The organism is Streptomyces sp. 4F14, assembly GCF_048159485.1.
GTDB lineage: Bacteria > Actinomycetota > Actinomycetes > Streptomycetales > Streptomycetaceae > Streptomyces.
The window spans coordinates 400,777-417,660 of the sequence record NZ_JBLRVY010000002.1 but is presented as its reverse complement, the minus strand read 5'-3'; the positions used below and the strand labels follow the sequence as shown (position 1 = coordinate 417,660).

11 protein-coding genes are annotated in these 16,884 nt (G+C 71.7%); 5 read left to right on the top strand and 6 right to left on the bottom strand.

The annotated features are described in order from the left end of the window. Window positions 1-178: 178 nt before the first annotated feature. The 5 genes from ACLZOT_RS04155 to uvrC all read right to left on the bottom strand — a co-directional run bounded on the left by ACLZOT_RS04155 (window position 179) and on the right by uvrC (window position 8,472). Entirely contained in the window at window positions 179-3,127 is a 2,949-nt protein-coding gene (locus ACLZOT_RS04155) for a M14 family zinc carboxypeptidase (protein ID WP_416967311.1), read from the bottom strand. 344 nt (window positions 3,128-3,471) lie between these two features. Continuing rightward, a complete protein-coding gene (gene whiA / locus ACLZOT_RS04150) occupies window positions 3,472-4,461 on the bottom strand; it encodes a DNA-binding protein WhiA (protein ID WP_109363254.1) in 990 nt (329 codons plus the stop codon). Next, window positions 4,452-5,519, bottom strand: coding sequence for a gluconeogenesis factor YvcK family protein (locus ACLZOT_RS04145; protein WP_416967310.1), 1,068 nt, complete (start codon window positions 5,517-5,519; stop codon window positions 4,452-4,454). The genes whiA and ACLZOT_RS04145 overlap by 10 nt, the downstream gene beginning before the upstream one ends. Beyond that, the gene (gene rapZ, locus ACLZOT_RS04140) at window positions 5,516-6,451 is read right to left on the bottom strand and encodes an RNase adapter RapZ (protein ID WP_416967309.1); all 936 of its coding nucleotides are present in this window, start codon (window positions 6,449-6,451) and stop codon (window positions 5,516-5,518) included. Before rapZ ends, ACLZOT_RS04145 begins: the two co-directional genes overlap by 4 nt. Beyond that, window positions 6,448-8,472, bottom strand: a complete 2,025-nt coding sequence (gene uvrC, locus ACLZOT_RS04135; RefSeq protein ID WP_416967308.1) for an excinuclease ABC subunit UvrC — start codon at window positions 8,470-8,472, stop codon at window positions 6,448-6,450. The genes rapZ and uvrC overlap by 4 nt, the downstream gene beginning before the upstream one ends. A gap of 424 nt (window positions 8,473-8,896) precedes the next feature. On the opposite strand from uvrC, the gene ACLZOT_RS04130 reads away from it, so the two are divergent. From ACLZOT_RS04130 to ACLZOT_RS04120, 3 genes are all read left to right on the top strand, one after another. Beyond that, entirely contained in the window at window positions 8,897-9,850 is a 954-nt protein-coding gene (locus ACLZOT_RS04130; RefSeq protein WP_416967307.1) for a hypothetical protein, read from the top strand. A 289-nt stretch (window positions 9,851-10,139) separates the two neighbouring features. Continuing rightward, a complete protein-coding gene (locus tag ACLZOT_RS04125) occupies window positions 10,140-11,288 on the top strand; it encodes a LacI family DNA-binding transcriptional regulator (protein ID WP_416967306.1) in 1,149 nt (382 codons plus the stop codon). Further along, window positions 11,285-12,196, top strand: a complete 912-nt coding sequence (locus ACLZOT_RS04120; protein WP_416967305.1) for a carbohydrate kinase family protein — start codon at window positions 11,285-11,287, stop codon at window positions 12,194-12,196. The genes ACLZOT_RS04125 and ACLZOT_RS04120 overlap by 4 nt, the downstream gene beginning before the upstream one ends. Window positions 12,197-12,292: 96 nt before the next feature. On the opposite strand, the gene uvrA is transcribed toward ACLZOT_RS04120, so the two are convergent. Beyond that, on the bottom strand, window positions 12,293-15,238 hold the full coding sequence (gene uvrA, locus ACLZOT_RS04115; RefSeq protein WP_416967304.1) for an excinuclease ABC subunit UvrA: 2,946 nt from the start codon (window positions 15,236-15,238) through the stop codon (window positions 12,293-12,295). Between the two features lie 223 nt (window positions 15,239-15,461). Between uvrA and ACLZOT_RS04110 the strand changes: the two genes are divergently transcribed. Both ACLZOT_RS04110 and ACLZOT_RS04105 read left to right on the top strand, forming a co-directional pair. Beyond that, window positions 15,462-16,148 (top strand): maleylpyruvate isomerase family mycothiol-dependent enzyme, encoded by a 687-nt coding sequence (locus ACLZOT_RS04110; protein WP_416967303.1) that lies wholly within the window; start codon window positions 15,462-15,464, stop codon window positions 16,146-16,148. Between the two features lie 9 nt (window positions 16,149-16,157). Further along, on the top strand, window positions 16,158-16,814 hold the full coding sequence (locus tag ACLZOT_RS04105; protein WP_416967302.1) for an MBL fold metallo-hydrolase: 657 nt from the start codon (window positions 16,158-16,160) through the stop codon (window positions 16,812-16,814). The last annotated feature ends 70 nt before the right edge of the window (window positions 16,815-16,884 follow it).

The window sequence follows — 16,884 nt, the reverse complement described above, 5'->3', positions numbered from 1 at the left end:
ATCTCCTCGTTGGTACGCCGGCCTTCGTCGCCGGCGAGCTGTATTTGGGATGTCCCCGACCACCCCCGACCCTACCTCTCCGGGAGGGCCGCGGTGACATCGAGTCGTCCCATACACGGCGAGGCGGTCCGTACCCCCCAGTAGGGGTACGGACCGCCAGGACCCGGAAAACCCTCACTCACTTCTCAAGTGAGGCGAGGGCCTTTCCGATGAGCGCCTTGCGGTCCGCCGCCGAGGTCAGGTGCTCCAGGCCGAAGCCCAGCAGCACGGTGTCCTTCGTGGTGACGGCGCCGTACGTCTGGAACAGCGCGCCCGTGCGCGTCCAGTCCTTCAGCACGGCCGGGCTGCCCGCCGGGGGCCCGGTGACCTGCCAGGCGCCGAGCGCCGTCTCGAAGCCCTCGGCCTGGGTCGCCGTGCCGCCCACGACGACGGAGGTGTCGTCCAGGAGCACGCCGTGGCCGCCGGAGCCCGGGTCGGTGACGTACGCGAAGGACACCTCGACGCTCTTCCCGGCGTACGCGCTCAGGTCGAACTCGACCGGCTGCCAGCCGCTGGAGGTTCCGGTGAACGCGTTCCAGGTACCCGAGGTCCCGGTGTTGGCGCAGGCGCCCCCGTTCAGGGTCAGGTAGTGGCTGAGCCAGGGGTGCTCACCGATGTAGAAGCCGGCACCGCAGTCCGCGGGTACGGCCGTGCCGGTCGCGCCGTTCTTCTCCGGCAGGGTCGTCCAGTCGGCACCGCCCGCGGTGTGCGCCTCGACGATCGCGTTGTCGTACCCCTGCTCGGTGTCCCAGAACAGCCGCGCCCGCAAGGTGGGCTGCTGGGCCGCGGTCACCGAGGTCAGGTCGATGGTCCGGGTCAGCCGCTTGTAGGCGTCGTCGGTGTGCACGGCCGCCGCCATGTACGAGCCCGAGTACGGGCCGTACGGGTTGACCGCCCCGGCGTACTGGCCCGCGCCCGCGCTGGCGAACTGGGGGTACGTGGCGACCGGGAGCTCGTCCGAGGTGACGTTGTACGTGCCCGCCTGGTCCAGCGGGTTGCCGGGAGCGCCGGCCAGCAGGGCGGAGAAGCCGGTCAGCTTCCCGGAGCCCGTGACGCCGCTCGCGCCCGCGACCGAGGTGCGCGAGTAGGCGCCCAGGTAGTACTGGCTGAAGTCGTCGGAGGGGGTGCCGTCGCCGAGGTCGACCGCGCCGCCGGCCCGCTCACCGGCCTCGACCAGCTTGCCGCCCTCGTTCAGGTAGGCCCGCAGTTCGAGCTGGGTCGGGTTGCCGGGGATCGCGGCGCCCGTGTAGTGCACGACCGTACGGAAGTGCTTCAGCACCCCGAGCGCGTCGGGCACGCCCTGCGTGGCGACGTCCCACACGACTGCCTTGCGGCCATTGGCCTTCAGCGCGTCGACGTACGCCTGCGCCTGCGTCGCCGCGGCACCTTCCTCGGCGACGACGAGCGTGTCGGCGGCGGCCCGCTTCGCGACGGTGTACGTGAACCTGCCGCTGGAGACCTGTTTCCCGGCGTTGGTCTTCCCGGTGAACCACACCTCGACCTTGGCGCCGGGAGCGGCGCCCCTCACCTTCGCGCGGTACTCGTCGTAGAAGAGGTTGTCGGCCCCGCCGAACGTCTCCCCGCCCTTCCACGCCCTCAGCGCCCCGTCGTGCGTACGGCCGCCGTTGACGCGGTACTTGAGCTCCTTGTCCCGCAGCGCCTTGCGGGCGACGACGGCGACCTCCTGGTCGGCGCCGCGCGCGTACGACGTCGTGAACGGCGCCGGCGTGAAGTCGGCGGCCTTCAGGCCGAGCGAGGACTTCGGCTGGTCCGGGGTGAGCGCGGACTCGGCGAGCGAGAGCGCGAAGGGGATGTTCTTCGCGAACTCCTGCTGGATCAGCTTCTCGTCGTCCGGGAACGTGAAGACGGAGCGGCAGTCGGCCGCGTTCCACTGGTCGTTCGGGTCGAGGTCGGACGCGGTCTGGCAGGTCGACATCTCGGGGGTGAACATCGCCGCCCCGTTGACGTTCGACGCGTGGCCGTTCGCCTCGCCGTTGGTCGTGTACAGCTCCGAGGAGACCTGCGGGCGGTAGCCGGGGATCGCGGAGTTCTCGGGCGTGCCCGCGAGCGCCTTGTAGACGATGTCGTCCGGGCTGTCCGTCGCGACCTGCCAGCCCACCCCGTACAGCAGCAGCTGCGCGGCGGAGTGGTAGTTGATGCCGTACGTGAACCCGATCCGCTTCTCGAACGCGTCGAGCGCCTTGGTCTCCGGCTCGGAGCCCGGCGCCGTACCGCGGTAGGTCTCGCTGGTCGGGTTGGGGGACGAACCCTCGTCGTCGTAGCCCCACTTGTAGGCGAAGTTGCGGTTCAGGTCGACGCCGTCGCCGGTCGAGATCGCGCCGTCGCCGTTGTTGTCGCGCAGATTCTTGCGCCACATGCGGGTGGAGGCGTCCTTGAACGTGTAGTCGTAGCCGTCCGGGTTCGCCGACAGCAGGAACCACAGCTCCGTGGAGTCGACGATCTTCCTGATCCGCCGGTCCTTGCCGTAGTTGTCCAGGTAGTGGTGCATCAGCCGCCGGGTCATCTCCGGGGTGATCCACTCGCGCGCGTGCTGGTTGGAGGCGTACAGCACGGCCGGCTTGCTGCCGTCCTTGGTCTTCTTCGCGCCCTTGGTCAGTTTCAGCGCGAGGATGTCCTGGCCGTTGACCGTCTTCCCGATGGAGACGACCTTCGTCAGGCCCGGGTTCTCCTGCGCGGTGCGCAGGATCTCCTCCTTGAGGCCGCCGCTGCCGCTGTAGGGGCGGAACACCCCGTCGGAGGCCGCCTCGACGCGGCGCTCGGCCTTCGCCGAGAGGGTGTGTTCGGTGAGGTCGACGCCCTTCTTCTCCAGGGCGTCGGCCTGCGGGTCAGTGAGGTAGACCTCGACGGTGGCCTCGCCGGTCTCCGGCACCGCCTCGCTCAGCTCGTGCCCGTCCTGCCCCGCCGCCAGCAGCAACGGCACCTGGGCCTTGGTGACGTCGGCCCGGAAGACCTTCACCTCGTCCCCGCCGTCCGCCTCTCCCGGCTGGGCCTGCGCGATCGGCGCGACGACGGCTCCGCCGGCCAGCAGCGCCCCTACGGCGAGGATCGATCTCGCTCTGCGTCTCATGAACTCCCCTAGCCCTGGTCCACCACATCCACGAACAGGGCTCAGGCTCATGACACGGGCACAGCTGCGTCAAGGGTGCCTCAAGGGAAAACCATGCGTACGGGTCAATCTGCGGGGGGTTCTGTGACGGTAAGTCAGGGAATTGTGGGGCGACGGTGGTTGGCGGGGAGGGGGTGGGGAGGGGACCGTGAAGGGGGTGTGCTCCGTCGGGGCACGGGGCGGCGCGGAGGCTTGTGCGGGGCCGCTCCGGGTGGCCGAAAGGCGCCGCCTTCGGAGGCGACGCCCGGTGTCGGTGTCGGGGTCGGTGCGCGGGGGCGCGCGGCGCGAGGTGCGCCGCGTGGGGCTCAGCCCGCCAGGTTGTCGGCCAGCTCCTCGCTGAGGTTCGCCTCCGTGCCGGGGATCCCGAGGTCGGTGGCGCGCTTGTCGGCCATCGCGAGCAGGCGGCGGATACGGCCGGCGACCGCGTCCTTCGTCAGCGGGGGGTCGGCGAGCGCGCCCAGCTCCTCCAGGGACGCCTGCTTGTGGTCCATGCGCAGCCGGCCCGCCGCCGCGAGGTGCTCGGGGACCTCCTCGCCGAGGATCTCCAGGGCTCGCTGCACCCGGGCCCCGGCGGCGACCGCGGCCCGCGCCGAGCGGCGGAGGTTCGCGTCGTCGAAGTTGGCGAGGCGGTTCGCGGTGGCACGGACCTCGCGCCGCATCCGGCGCTCCTCCCAGGCCAGCACCGATTCGTGCGCGCCGAGGCGGGTGAGCAGCGCGCCGATCGCGTCGCCGTCGCGGACGACGACCCGGTCCACGCCCCGCACCTCGCGGGCCTTCGCGCCGATGGACAGCCGCCGGGCGGCGCCGACGAGGGCGAGCGCGGCCTCGGGGCCCGGGCAGGTCACCTCCAGGGAGGAGGAGCGGCCCGGCTCGGTGAGGGAGCCGTGCGCCAGGAAGGCCCCGCGCCAGGCCGCCTCGGCGTCGCAGGTGGCCCCGGAGACGACCTGTGGGGGCAGGCCCCGGATCGGCCGGCCGCGGCCGTCCACGAGGCCCGTCTGGCGCGCGAGCTGGTCCCCGCCGGCGACGACGCGCACGACGTACCGCGAACCCCTGCGCAGGCCGCCGGGCGCCATCACGATCAGCTCCGAGCTGTGCCCGAAGATCTCCAGGATGTCCCGCTTGAGCCGGCGGGCCGCCATCGCCGTGTCCAGCTCCGCCTCGATCACGATCCGCCCGCTCACCAGGTGCAGGCCGCCGGCGAACCGCAGGATGGCCGAGACCTCCGCTTTTCTGCAGCAGGTCCGGGTGACGGGGAGCCGGGAGATCTCGTCCTTCACCGCTGCCGTCATCGCCATGGGCCGATCCTTCCATGCATCCGAAAAATACGGTCGTACGCGGCGGCCAGCAGCTCCGGGTCATGCCTCGGAGTCCCGTCGAGCCGGGCCACCGGCGCCAGCTCGACCGCGGCCCCGAACGGTTTGGCGGCGTCGGTCAGGGATGCGCGGTCGGGCACGGCGGCCTCGTCGGCCAGCACCACGTCCAGGGCGAGTTTAGGGGCGTGTCGCCCCAAAACCTCCAAATGACGCTGCGGTGAGAACCCGTCGGTTTCGCCCGGCTGCGGGGCGAGATTCAGCGAGAGCACCCGCCGCGCCTTCGTCTCCGTCAGGGCCTCCACCAGCTCCGGGACCAGCAGATGGGGCATGACGGAGGAGAACCAGGATCCCGGTCCGAGAACCACCCAGTCGGCGTCCCTGACGGCCTCCACGGCCTCCGGCACGGCGGGCGGGTCGTGCGGCACGAGGTGCACGGACTGCACCTCCCCGGGCGTCAGCGCGACCGTCGCCTGGCCCCGGACGGTGTCCACCTCGTCGGGCCGCGCCGGGTCGTGGCCCTTGACCAGGGCCTCCAGCTCCAGCGGCACCGCCGACATCGGCAGCACCCTGCCGTGTGCCCCCAGCAGCTTGCCGACCAGGTCGAGCGCCTGGACGTGGTCCCCGAGCTGCTCCCACAGGGCGACGATCAGGAGGTTGCCGACCGCGTGCCCGTTGATCTCGCCCTGGGACTGGAAGCGGTGCTGGACGACCCGGGCCCAGGTCTGGCCCCAGTCGTCGTCCCCGCACAGCGCGGCGAGCGCCTTGCGCAGGTCGCCGGGCGGGAGCACCCCCAGCTCGTCCCGCAGCCGCCCGCTGGAGCCGCCGTCGTCGGCGACGGTGACGACGGCCGTGAGGTCGCCGGTGATCCGGCGCAGCGCGGCCAGCGAGGCCGACAGGCCCATGCCGCCGCCGAGCGCGACGACCTTGGGCTGTGCGCCCCTGCGTCGCGGTCGCGCCCCGCGCACCTCGACCGGCCGCCCCGCCCGTCCCTCGGGCACCCCCCTGCGCAGCCGGCCCAGCCGCGGAGTACGTCCTCTCATTCCCGTCCCATGTCCCGGTGCACGACCACCGTCTCCACGCCCTCGGCCGCGAGCCGCGCGGCGAGCTTCTCCGACATCGCCACGGACCGGTGCTTGCCGCCTGTACAGCCGACGGCGATGGTCACGTACCGCTTGCCCTCACGACGGTAGCCCGCGGCAATCAGTTGGAGAAGCTCGGCGTACCGGTCGAGGAACTCCTTCGCGCCGGGCTGGTTGAAGACGTACGCCGCGACCTCCTCGTTGAGGCCGGTGTAGGGGCGCAGCTCCGGGACCCAGTGGGGGTTGGGCAGGAAGCGCATGTCGACGACCAGGTCGGCGTCCACGGGGAGGCCGTACTTGAAGCCGAACGACATGACCGTGGCCCGCAGCTCGGGCTCCTCCTCGCCCGCGAACTGGGCGTCCATCTTGGCGCGCAGCTCGTGGACGTTGAGGCTGGAGGTGTCGATCACCAGGTCGGCGTCGCCGCGCAGCTCGCGCAGCAGCTCGCGCTCGGCGTCGATGCCGTCGACGATGCGGCCGTCGCCCTGGAGGGGGTGCGGGCGGCGCACCGACTCGAAGCGGCGCACCAGCGCGTCGTCCGAGGACTCCAGGAACACGATCCGCCGGGTGACGTGCTTGGACTCCAGGTCGGCGAGGGACTCGCGGAGGTTGTCGAAGAAGCGCCGGCCGCGGACGTCCACGACGACGGCGATCCTCGCCACGTTCCCCTGCGAGCGGGCGCCCAGCTCCACCATGGTGGGGATCAGGGCGGGCGGCAGGTTGTCGACGACGAACCAGCCGAGGTCCTCCAGGCACTTCGCGGCCGTGGAACGGCCGGCACCCGACATGCCAGAGATGATCACCAGCTCGGGGATCGCCGCGTCGGGGATCCCGGGCGACGGTGTTTCGGTACTCACCTGTGCTTCTTCCTGACGCTTCTCGTGCTCGGTCATGGCTCCTGTCCCCGTTCTTCGCGTGCTTCGCGTTCTTCACGCACTTCGTCTTCCATGATCTCTCCCGTGGCCGTGTTGACGGCGGGTGCCGCCGGGGCCGCCTGCGCGAGGGCCACAGCAATGGTTTCGGCCGTCTTACGGCCTATGCCCGGAACCTCGCAGATCTGGTCGACCGTCGCGGAACGCAGCTTCTTCACCGAGCCGAAGTGCCTGATCAGCGCCTGCTTGCGGGTCTCGCCCAGTCCCGGTACGTCGTCCAGCGGGCCCGCACGGAACCTCTTGGCCCGTTTGGTGCGCTGATAGGTGATCGCGAAGCGGTGCGCCTCGTCACGCACGCGTTGCAGAAGGTACAGGCCCTCGCTGGTACGTGGCATGACCACCGGGTCGTCGTCGTCCGGGAGCCAGACCTCCTCCAGGCGCTTGGCCAGGCCGCAGACGGCGATGTCGTCGATGCCGAGGTCGTCGAGGGCGCGTTTCGCCGCAGCGACCTGGGGTTGGCCGCCGTCGACCACGAGGAGCTGCGGGGGGTAGGCGAACTTCTTGGGGCGGCCGTCGTCCTCGGTGAAGGCGTTGCCGATGTCACCGGCCGGGGTGTCCTCGTCGGTCCACTCGCCGGTCTTCTCCTTCTCCGCGAGGTAGCGGCGGAAGCGGCGGGTGATCACCTCGTGCATGGACCGGACGTCGTCCTGGCCCTCGAACCCCCTGATCTGGAAGCGGCGGTACTCGCTCTTGCGGGCCAGCCCGTCCTCGAAGACCACCATGGAGGCCACGACGTCGTCACCCTGGAGGTGGGAGATGTCGAAGCACTCGATGCGCAGGGGGGCGCTGTCCAGGCCGAGGGCCTCGGCGATCTCCTCCAGTGCGCGGGAGCGGGTCGTGAGGTCCGAGGCGCGCTTCGTCTTGTGCAGGGCCAGGGCCTGCTGGGCGTTGCGGGCGACGGTCTCCATCAGGGCCCGCTTGTCGCCGCGCTGCGGGATGCGCAGGGAGACGCCGGCGCCGCGCCGCCCGGTCAGCCACTCCTGGACCGGCTCCACGGGCTCCGGGAGTGCGGGGACCAGCACCTCCTTGGGGACCGCGTCGCCGCTCTCCTCGCCGTAGAGCTGCTGGAGGGCGTGTTCCACGAGTCCGGCGGTCGTGACCGCCTCCACCCGGTCGGTGACCCAGCCGCGCTGGCCCCGCACCCGGCCGCCCCGGACGTGGAAGATCTGGACGGCCGCCTCCAGCTCGTCCTCGGCGACCGCGATCAGGTCGGCGTCGGTCGCGTCCGCGAGGACCACCGCGCTCTTCTCCATCGCCTTCTTCAGGGCCTCGATGTCGTCGCGCAGGCGAGCCGCCCGCTCGTACTCCATCTCGTCCGCCGCCGCCGTCATCTGCTTCTCCAGCCGGCGCAGGTACGTCCCCGTCCGGCCGGTCATGAAGTCGCAGAACTCGTCGGCCAGTTCGCGGTGCTCCTCGGCGGAGACCTTGTCCACGCAGGGCGCCGAGCACTTCCCGATGTACCCGAGCAGGCAGGGCCGGCCCGTCCGCGCAGCGTTCTTGAACACGCCCGCCGAGCACGTCCGCACCGGGAACACCCGCAGCAGCAGGTCCACCGTGTCCCGGATCGCCCACGCGTGGCCGTACGGCCCGAAGTACCGCACGCCCTTCTTCTTCTGACCCCGCATCACCTGGACGCGCGGGTACTCCTCGTTCATCGTCACCGCGAGGTACGGGTAGCTCTTGTCGTCGCGGTACTTCACGTTGAACCGCGGGTCGTACTCCTTGATCCAGGAGTACTCCAGCTGGAGCGCCTCGACCTCCGTGGACACCACGGTCCACTCCACGGACGCCGCGGTCGTCACCATCGTCCGCGTCCGCGGGTGCAGTCCCGACAGGTCCTGGAAGTAGCTCCCCAGCCGCTGCCGCAGGCTCTTCGCCTTCCCGACGTAGATCACCCGCCGGTGCTCGTCGCGGAACTTGTACACCCCCGGAGACTCCGGGATCTCACCCGGCTTCGGGCGGTAGCTGGAGGGATCGGCCATACACCCCACCCTACTGTCGCCCACTGACACTCAGGTGTCCGCGAGAAGACGCCCGACCGCGCTTGCGGCACCCGGAGCGCCCGGGCGACGGGCCGGCGCTTCAGGGCGGCCGGCCCGGACGCCCCGCCCCATTCCGGTCACCTCCCCCGGCGCCGTCCCTCTCCCCCCTCCCCCGTGCTCCTCGCCCCTTCCCGGGCCCCCGCTCCCCCACCCCGGCAGCACGACTCGGCCACCCCTCGCACCAGCCCCGTCACAACTGTTGTCGCCGCCAGACCGACACGCTTCAATGCGGGGGAACTCGGGGCCGTGAACAGCGTCGTACGGGTGAGCCGTAGGAAGAGGCAGAAAACCCTCCTGCGCCATCGGGGAGGCCCCGATCCATGCGAACGGTCTGACCAGCCGTTGTTCACAGAAAGGCCCCTCCATGCCGCACGCCGCACAGCACGCGGGCCCCTCCGACGTCACAGCGGAACTGGACACGGCCCTGCGAGGCGGCCCCTTCCACGTCGCCCTGCGGGCCGCGATAGCCGCACGCGGCCTGCCGCTGCAACGCGTCCAGCACCATCTGTCCCGCTACGGCGTCAGAGTCGGCGTGACCAGCCTGAGTTACTGGCAGCAGGGCGCCCGCCGCCCCCAGCGCCCGGAGTCCCTGCGCGCCGTCCGTGCCCTGGAGGAGATCCTCCATCTCCCGGAGGAGTCCCTCATCCGCCTCCTCGCGGAGGTCGAGGACGACCCCGCCCCCGGCCGCCCCGCCGCCCGCTCCTACCGGGCGCTCCTGGAGGCCACCGACGTCCTGGAACGCCTCCTCGCCGACCTGGGCTGCCCGCTGGACCCCGGGCTCCAGACCATCGGCCACCACGAGCGCGTCCGCATCGGCGCGGGCCGGGAACTCCTGAGCCGCGAGGCCCACCACATCGTCCGCGCCCACCGCGACGGGGTCGACCGCTACGTCGCCGTCCACCACGGGGACCCCGGCTGCGCCCCGGACCGGATGCGGGTGCGCGCCCTGGAGAACTGCCGCACCGGGCGCGTCCGCCACCACCAGGAGACCGGCATCCTCGTCGCCGAGCTGCTCTTCGACACCCGGCTGCGCCCCGGCGACACCTTCCTCTTCCGCTACGAGGTGGAGGACGGCACCGCCGGCGCCTCCCGCGAGTACGTCCACGACGTCAACCTGGCCGGCGGCCAGTACGTCCTTCAGATCCAGTTCGACGAACAGGCCCTCCCCGCCCGCTGCCACCGCTTCACCCAGCACTCGTACGCCGCGCCCCGCACCGGCCGCCAGTCCCTCCCCCTGAGCGGCAGCCACCACTCGGTCCACCTGGTCGAACCCCGCCTGCGCACCGGGATCGTGGGCATCGGCTGGGACTGGGAGTGACCCGCCCCACGGCGAACCCCCTTCCCTGAGCGGCCCGCCACCCCGGAGCCCCGGACTCCGGGGCCGCTCCCCGCACCCCGCTCGCCGCGGGGCCCGTATGCCGGAGCCCTTTCCCGCCTGCCCGGGAGCCCCGCGCCCCACAGCGGAGCCCCTGCTTCGCCCACCGCCGGTCCCGCCTGATCCGGTTCCTCCGGACGTAAACGCTTGCGCAAGCGTTTACGTCCCCCGGGAACTGCGATACCTTCCCCGCCGTACCGCTACCCGCGCCGCCCAGGGAGGGGAGCCCACCATGGCGACCATGGCCGACGTCGCCCGCCTCGCGGGTGTCTCCGTCGCCACCGTCTCCCACGTCCTCAACGGCACCCGCCCGGTCCTCCCGCACACCCGCCGGGCCGTCCTCGACGCGGTCGACGCCCTCGGCTACACGCCGAACACCCTGGCCCGCTCGCTCGTCACCTCCCGCACCCGCTCCATCGGCCTCGCGGTGTCCACGCTCACCAACCCGTACTTCACCCAGATCCTCCAGGGCGTCGAGACCGCCGCCCTGGAGCACGGCTACAGCCTCCTGATAGCCGACCCGCACGACGACCCCGGCCACGAGCGCACCGTCGTCCAGCTCCTGCACGAGCGCCGCGTCGACGGTCTGATCGTCGCCCCCTCCGCCGACCCGCGCGGCCTCGTCTCCTACCTCACCCGCCACCGCGTCCCCACGGTCCTCCTCGACCGCGTCCTCGCCGCCCCGCCCGACGCCGGTCCCCTCTTCGACCAGGTGTGCGCCGACAACACCGCGCCGACCGCCGACCTCGTCACCCACCTCGCGGCCCTCGGACACCGCCGGATCGCCCTCGTCGCCGGCCACCCCGGCCTGAGCACCACCGGGGAGCGCGTCACCGGCTACCGCCAGGGCCTCGCGGCGGCCGGCCTCCCCTTCGACCCCGGCCTCCTGGCCCACGCGAGCGTCCCGGCGCTCCCGGCCTCCGCCGGCCACCTCCCGCCCACCGGCTCCGCCGCCCCGGACGCCCCCGCCCCGCACGCCCACCCCGCCTCCCCCTCCGCCGAGCAGGCCACCGCCGCTCTTCTCGGCCTGCCCGATCCGCCCACCGCTCTCGTCACCGGCAACGACGCCATCACCCTCGGCGCCCTGACCGCCCTGCGGGCGCGCGGTCTCCGCGTCCCCGGCGATCTCGCCCTGTGCTGTTTCGACGACTTTCCCTGGGCCGACCTCCTCTCGCCCCGTCTCACCGCCGTCGCCCAGCCGGGCCGGGAGATCGGCGCCCGCGCCGTCCGTCTGCTCCTGGACCGCCTCGCCGAGCCGGGCCGACCGACCCGCACCGTCCGCCTCCCTTCCGTCTTCGTCCACCGCACCTCGTGCGGCTGCCCCGAACCGCCCCTCGGCAGCGAGCGGTCCACGCACCGCCAGAGAGGAACCGACTCGTGATCGTCGTCACCGGAGAAGCCCTGATCGACCTGGTCCCGCTCGGCGAGGGCGCCCTCGCCGAGCTCCAGCCGGCGCTGGGCGGCGGGCCGTACAACACTGCGGTGGCCCTGGGCCGTCTCGGCTCCCCCACCGCGTTCCTCTCCCGCACCTCCACCGACGCCTTCGGGGACGCGCTGCTGGCGGGGCTGCGCGGCTCGGGGGTGGACGTCTCCCATGTGCAGCGCGGCCCGGAGCCGACCACGCTGGCCGCCGCGACCCTGGACGAGGAGGGGGCCGCCGTCTACTCCTTCTACGTCGCCGGCACCGCCGACCGCCTCTTCACGGCGCCGAGCGAACTGCCCCCGGGGACGGAGGCGGTGTCCTTCGGCACCTGTTCACTCGTCCTGGAACCGGGGGCGAGCGCCTACGAGCGGCTGATGCGCGACGCCTCCGACAAGGGCCTGTTCACCCTCCTGGACCCGAACATCCGCCCCGGTCTGATCTCCGACCCGGACGCCTACCGGGCCCGCTTCCGCAGCTGGCTGCCGCATGTCACCCTCCTCAAACTGTCCGAGGACGACATGCGCTGGCTGGGCATCACCCCGCTCGACCTGCTGGCCTCGGGGCCGGCCGCCGTCGTGGTCACGCACGGCTCGGCCGGGCTGTCGCTGTTCCTCCCGGGCGGGAAGGTGTATCCGGTGCCCGGCCAGGATGTGCGGGTGGTGGACACCATCGGCGCGGGCGACACCGTGAACGCGGCGCTGCTGCACGGGCTTTCGGAGATCGGGGCGCTGTCCGCCGACGCGATGGGGGCGCTGGGCTACGAGGCTTGGTACCGGCTGCTGAGCTTCGCCACGCGCGCCGCCGCGCTGACCTGCTCCCGGGCGGGGGCGGAACCGCCGTACGCCTCCGAGCTGGAGGACTTCTGACTCGCACGCTGTGGCGTTGTCAAGGTTCGCCTGTCTGATGGTGGAACGGACGGCGCCCCACGGGGAGTTCCCGTGGGGCGCCGACTTTTTTGCCTTTTATTTCCTTTTACTGGCTGCTGCGGCTTTCTTCGCCGGTGCTGCCTTCTTCGCCGGTGCCGCCTTCTTCCGCGGCGCCTTCACCTGCACGGCGTCGCTGACGCGGTCGGCACCGAGGATCTCCCTCAGGAACTTGCCGGTGTGGCTGGCCGGGACCCCCGCGACCTCCTCGGGGGTGCCCTCGGCGACCACGACGCCGCCGCCCGCGCCGCCCTCGGGGCCCATGTCGACGACCCAGTCCGCGGTCTTGATGACGTCGAGGTTGTGCTCGATGACGATGACCGAGTTGCCCTTGTCGACCAGGCCGGAGAGGACCTTGAGGAGCTTGCTGATGTCCTCGAAGTGCAGGCCGGTGGTCGGCTCGTCCAGGACGTAGACGGTCCGGCCGGTGGAGCGGCGCTGGAGTTCGCTGGCGAGCTTGACGCGCTGGGCCTCGCCGCCGGAGAGCGTGGTGGCGGACTGGCCGAGGCGGACGTAGCCGAGGCCGACGTCCTTGAGGGTGCCGAGGTGCCGGGCGATCGAGGGGACCGCCTCGAAGAAGGCCGTGGCCTCCTCGATCGGCATGTTCAGGACCTCGGCGATGGACTTGCCCTTGTAGTGGACCTCCAGGGTCTCCCGGTTGTAGCGGGCGCCGTGACAGACCTCGCACGGGACGTAGACGTCCGGGAGGAAGTTCATCTCGATCTTGATCGTGCCGTCGCCCGCGCAGTTCTCGCAGCGGCCGCCCTTGACGTTGAAGGAGAAGCGGCCGGGCAGGTAGCCGCGGACCTTCGCCTCGGTGGTCTCGGCGAACAGCTTGCGGATGTGGTCGAAGACGCCGGTGTAGGTGGCCGGGTTGGAGCGCGGGGTGCGGCCGATGGGCGACTGGTCGACGTGGACGACCTTGTCGACGAGGTCGTCGCCGTCCACGCGCGTGTGCCGGCCGGGGACGCTCCTCGCGCCGTTCAGCTCGCGCGCCAGGTGCGTGTACAGGATGTCGTTGACCAGCGTGGACTTGCCGGATCCCGAGACGCCCGTGACGGCGGTGAAGACGCCGAGCGGGAAGGAGACGTCGATGTCCTTGAGGTTGTTCTCGCGGGCGCCGTGGACCGTGAGCTGCCGGGCGAGGTCGCGGGGGCGGCGGACGTCCGGCAGCGGGATGGACTTGCGGCCCGACAGGTACTGCCCGGTCTGCGACTCGGTGTTGTCGAGCAGTTCCTTGTAGGAGCCGCTGTGGACGACCTTGCCGCCGTGCTCACCGGCGCCGGGGCCGATGTCGACGACCCAGTCGGCGACCTTGATGGTGTCCTCGTCGTGCTCGACGACGATGAGGGTGTTGCCCATGTCGCGCAGGCGCACCAGCGTCTCGATGAGCCGGTGGTTGTCGCGCTGGTGCAGGCCGATGGACGGTTCGTCCAGGACGTAGAGGACGCCGACGAGGCCGGAGCCGATCTGGGTGGCGAGGCGGATGCGCTGGGCCTCGCCGCCGGAGAGCGTGCCGGCCGCGCGGTTCAGCGAGAGGTAGTCGAGGCCGACGTCGACCAGGAACCGCAGCCGTTCGTTGACCTCTTTGAGGACGCGCTCGGCGATCTTCTTGTCGCGCGCGCTGAGCCGCAGTTCGCCCAGGAAGTCGGCGCAGTCGCTGATGGACATCCCGGAGACCTCGGCGATGGACTTCCCCATGACCGTGACCGCGAGGACGATCGGCTTGAGGCGGGTGCCCTCACAGGTCGGGCAGGGCACCTCGCGCATGTAGCCCTCGAAGCGCTCGCGGCTGGCGTCGCTCTCGGACTCGCTGTGCCGGCGCTTCACGAACGGGACGGCGCCCTCGAAGGGGGTCGTGTAGACCCGCTCGCGGCCGTAGCGGTTGCGGTAGCGGACCTCGATCTGGGTCTTGTGCCCGTGCAGCAGGGCCTTCTTGGCGCGCTGCGGGAGCCCGGCGAAGGGGATGTCGGTGCGGAAGCCCAGGGCGTCGGCGAGGGCGCCGACCAGGCGGCCGAAGTAGTCCTTCGTGTGGCCGTGGGACCAGGGGTGGATGGCGCCCTCGTCGAGCGACTTGTCCTCGTCGGGGACGATCAGCTCGGCGTCGACCTCCATGCGCGTGCCGATGCCGCTGCACTCGGGGCAGGCGCCGAAGGGCGAGTTGAAGGAGAAGGAGCGCGGCTCCAGCTCCTCGAAGGAGAGGTCGTCGTACGGGCAGTACAGGTGCTCCGAGTACATGCGCTCGCGCTCGGGGTCGTCCTCGGGGAGGTCGACGAAGTCGAGGACGACCATGCCGCCGGAGAGGCCGAGGGCGGTCTCGACGGAGTCGGTGAGGCGGCGCTTGGCGCTGTCCTTGACGGTGAGGCGGTCGATGACCACCTCGATGGTGTGCTTCTCCTGCTTCTTGAGGACGGGCGGCTCGGAGAGCTGGATCGTCTCGCCGTCCACGCGCGCGCGGGAGTAGCCCTTGGTCTGGAGGTCGGCGAAGAGGTCGACGAACTCGCCCTTGCGCTCGCGCACGAGCGGCGAGAGGACCTGGAAGCGGCTGCCCTCGGGGAGCTCCAGGACCTTGTCGACGATGGCCTGCGGCGACTGGCGCGAGATCGGGCGCCGGCACTGGGGGCAGTGCGGTTTGCCGATGCGGGCGAAGAGCAGGCGCAGGTAGTCGTAGACCTCGGTGATCGTGCCGACCGTGGAGCGGGGGTTGCGCGAGGTCGACTTCTGGTCGATCGAGACGGCCGGGGAGAGGCCCTCGATGAAGTCGACGTCGGGCTTGTCCATCTGGCCGAGGAACTGGCGGGCGTACGAGGAGAGGGACTCCACGTAGCGCCGCTGGCCCTCGGCGAAGATCGTGTCGAAGGCGAGGGAGGACTTGCCCGAGCCGGACAGCCCCGTGAAGACGATGAGCGAGTCACGAGGCAGGTCGAGCGAGACGTTCCTCAGATTGTGCTCGCGCGCGCCACGGACGATGAGACGGTCGGCCACGCCGGTCCGCACCTTTCTTGAGAGATGTGACAGGGGCGGGGCCCCCGTCCTTCTCAGACTAGGGGGAGCCACTGACAACGCCGGTCGGATGCACGGGTTGCGAACAATCCCCGGCCATCCAGCATGCCCGACGCCTGCAAGTCACCGTATCGCACATGCATTCGATTCACGGTGCTGTCGAGCCGTCTTCACCCGATGGAGTGACGGGACTAGGGTCGGCCCCATGACTGATCACGTGCGTGACCTGGCCTCTGTACGGGACGCGACGGAGCGGCTGCTGAACGCGGTCGCCGGACTGGACAACGCGTCGGTCGCCGAACCGTCACGGTTGCCCGGCTGGAGCCGCGGTCATGTCCTCGCCCACCTCGCCCGCAACGCCGACGCCCTTGCGAACGTCTTCGCCGGTCGCCCGATGTACGCGACCGCCGAGATCCGGGACGCGGACATCGAGCGGGACGCCCCGCGCGCGCTGGACGTCCACCTCGCCGACCTGCGCGCGAGCCACGCCCGCTTCCTCGCGGCGGCGGACGTCCCGGGCGACTGGTCGCGGACGGTGACCCTGCGCAACGGCACGACGGACAGCGCGTCCAGGGTCCCGTTCCGGCGCTGGATCGAGGTCGAGCTGCACCACGTGGACCTGGGCATCGGGTACGGCCTGAAGGACCTCCCGGCGGACTTCACCGAGCGGGAGACGGCCTTCCTCGCCGACCGGTACGCCGGCCTCGCCGCCGTCCCGCCGGTCCTGCTGACGGACGGCACACGCACGTGGCGCACGGGCCGGGCGGCGGACGTCCCCGAGGTGACCGTCACCGGGTCCGGGGCGGAGCTGCTGGGCTGGCTCGCGGGGCGCTCCGGCGAGTCCGCGCCGGTCGCCGACGGCGGCCTCCTGCCGGCGCTGCCCCCGCTATAGGCTGCGGTCATGACGTACAGCGGACAGGTGAGGGTCGGCGGCCCGGCGGACGTGCACGAGCTCAAGGACCTGATGATCACCAAGATCGCGGTCGGCCCGATGAACAACAACGCCTATCTGCTGCGCTGCCGGGCCACGGACGAGCAGATGCTGATCGACGCGGCGAACGACGCGCACGCCCTGCTCGGCACGGTCGGCGACGACGGCCTCGCGTCGGTCGTGACGACGCATCAGCACGGCGACCACTGGCAGGCGCTCGCGGAGGTCGTCGCGGCCACCGGCGCGCGCACGTACGCGGGGCGCGCGGACGCCGAGGGCATCCCGGTGGCGACGGACGTCCCGGTCGACGACGGTGACGTGATCCGGGTGGGCCGCGTGGAGCTGACCGCGCGTCACCTGGTCGGGCACACGCCGGGGTCGATCGCGCTGGTCTACGACGACCCGCACGGCCATCCGCACGTGTTCACCGGCGACTGCCTCTTCCCCGGCGGGGTGGGCAACACCCGCAAGGACCCGGCGGCGTTCGCGAGCCTCATCCACGACGTGGAGACGAAGATCTTCGACGTCCTCCCGGACGAGACGTGGGTGTACCCGGGCCACGGCGACGACACGACGCTGGGCGCCGAGCGTCCGCAGCTCCCGGAGTGGCACGCGCGCGGGTGGTGACCCACGGGGCCCACGCCCCGTACAGCCCCCGCAGGACCCCCCCCGCTCGCACCCGGCGTGGCCTGCTCCG

Coding starts and splice junctions, on each gene's coding strand:
- ACLZOT_RS04155 (WP_416967311.1), bottom strand. CDS start 3,127: ATGAGACGCAGAGCGAGATCGATCCTCGCCGTAGGGGCGCTGCTGGCC.
- whiA (WP_109363254.1), bottom strand. CDS start 4,461: ATGGCGATGACGGCAGCGGTGAAGGACGAGATCTCCCGGCTCCCCGTC.
- ACLZOT_RS04145 (WP_416967310.1), bottom strand. CDS start 5,519: ATGAGAGGACGTACTCCGCGGCTGGGCCGGCTGCGCAGGGGGGTGCCC.
- rapZ (WP_416967309.1), bottom strand. CDS start 6,451: ATGACCGAGCACGAGAAGCGTCAGGAAGAAGCACAGGTGAGTACCGAA.
- uvrC (WP_416967308.1), bottom strand. CDS start 8,472: ATGGCCGATCCCTCCAGCTACCGCCCGAAGCCGGGTGAGATCCCGGAG.
- ACLZOT_RS04130 (WP_416967307.1), top strand. CDS start 8,897: ATGCCGCACGCCGCACAGCACGCGGGCCCCTCCGACGTCACAGCGGAA.
- ACLZOT_RS04125 (WP_416967306.1), top strand. CDS start 10,140: ATGGCGACCATGGCCGACGTCGCCCGCCTCGCGGGTGTCTCCGTCGCC.
- ACLZOT_RS04110 (WP_416967303.1), top strand. CDS start 15,462: ATGACTGATCACGTGCGTGACCTGGCCTCTGTACGGGACGCGACGGAG.
- ACLZOT_RS04105 (WP_416967302.1), top strand. CDS start 16,158: ATGACGTACAGCGGACAGGTGAGGGTCGGCGGCCCGGCGGACGTGCAC.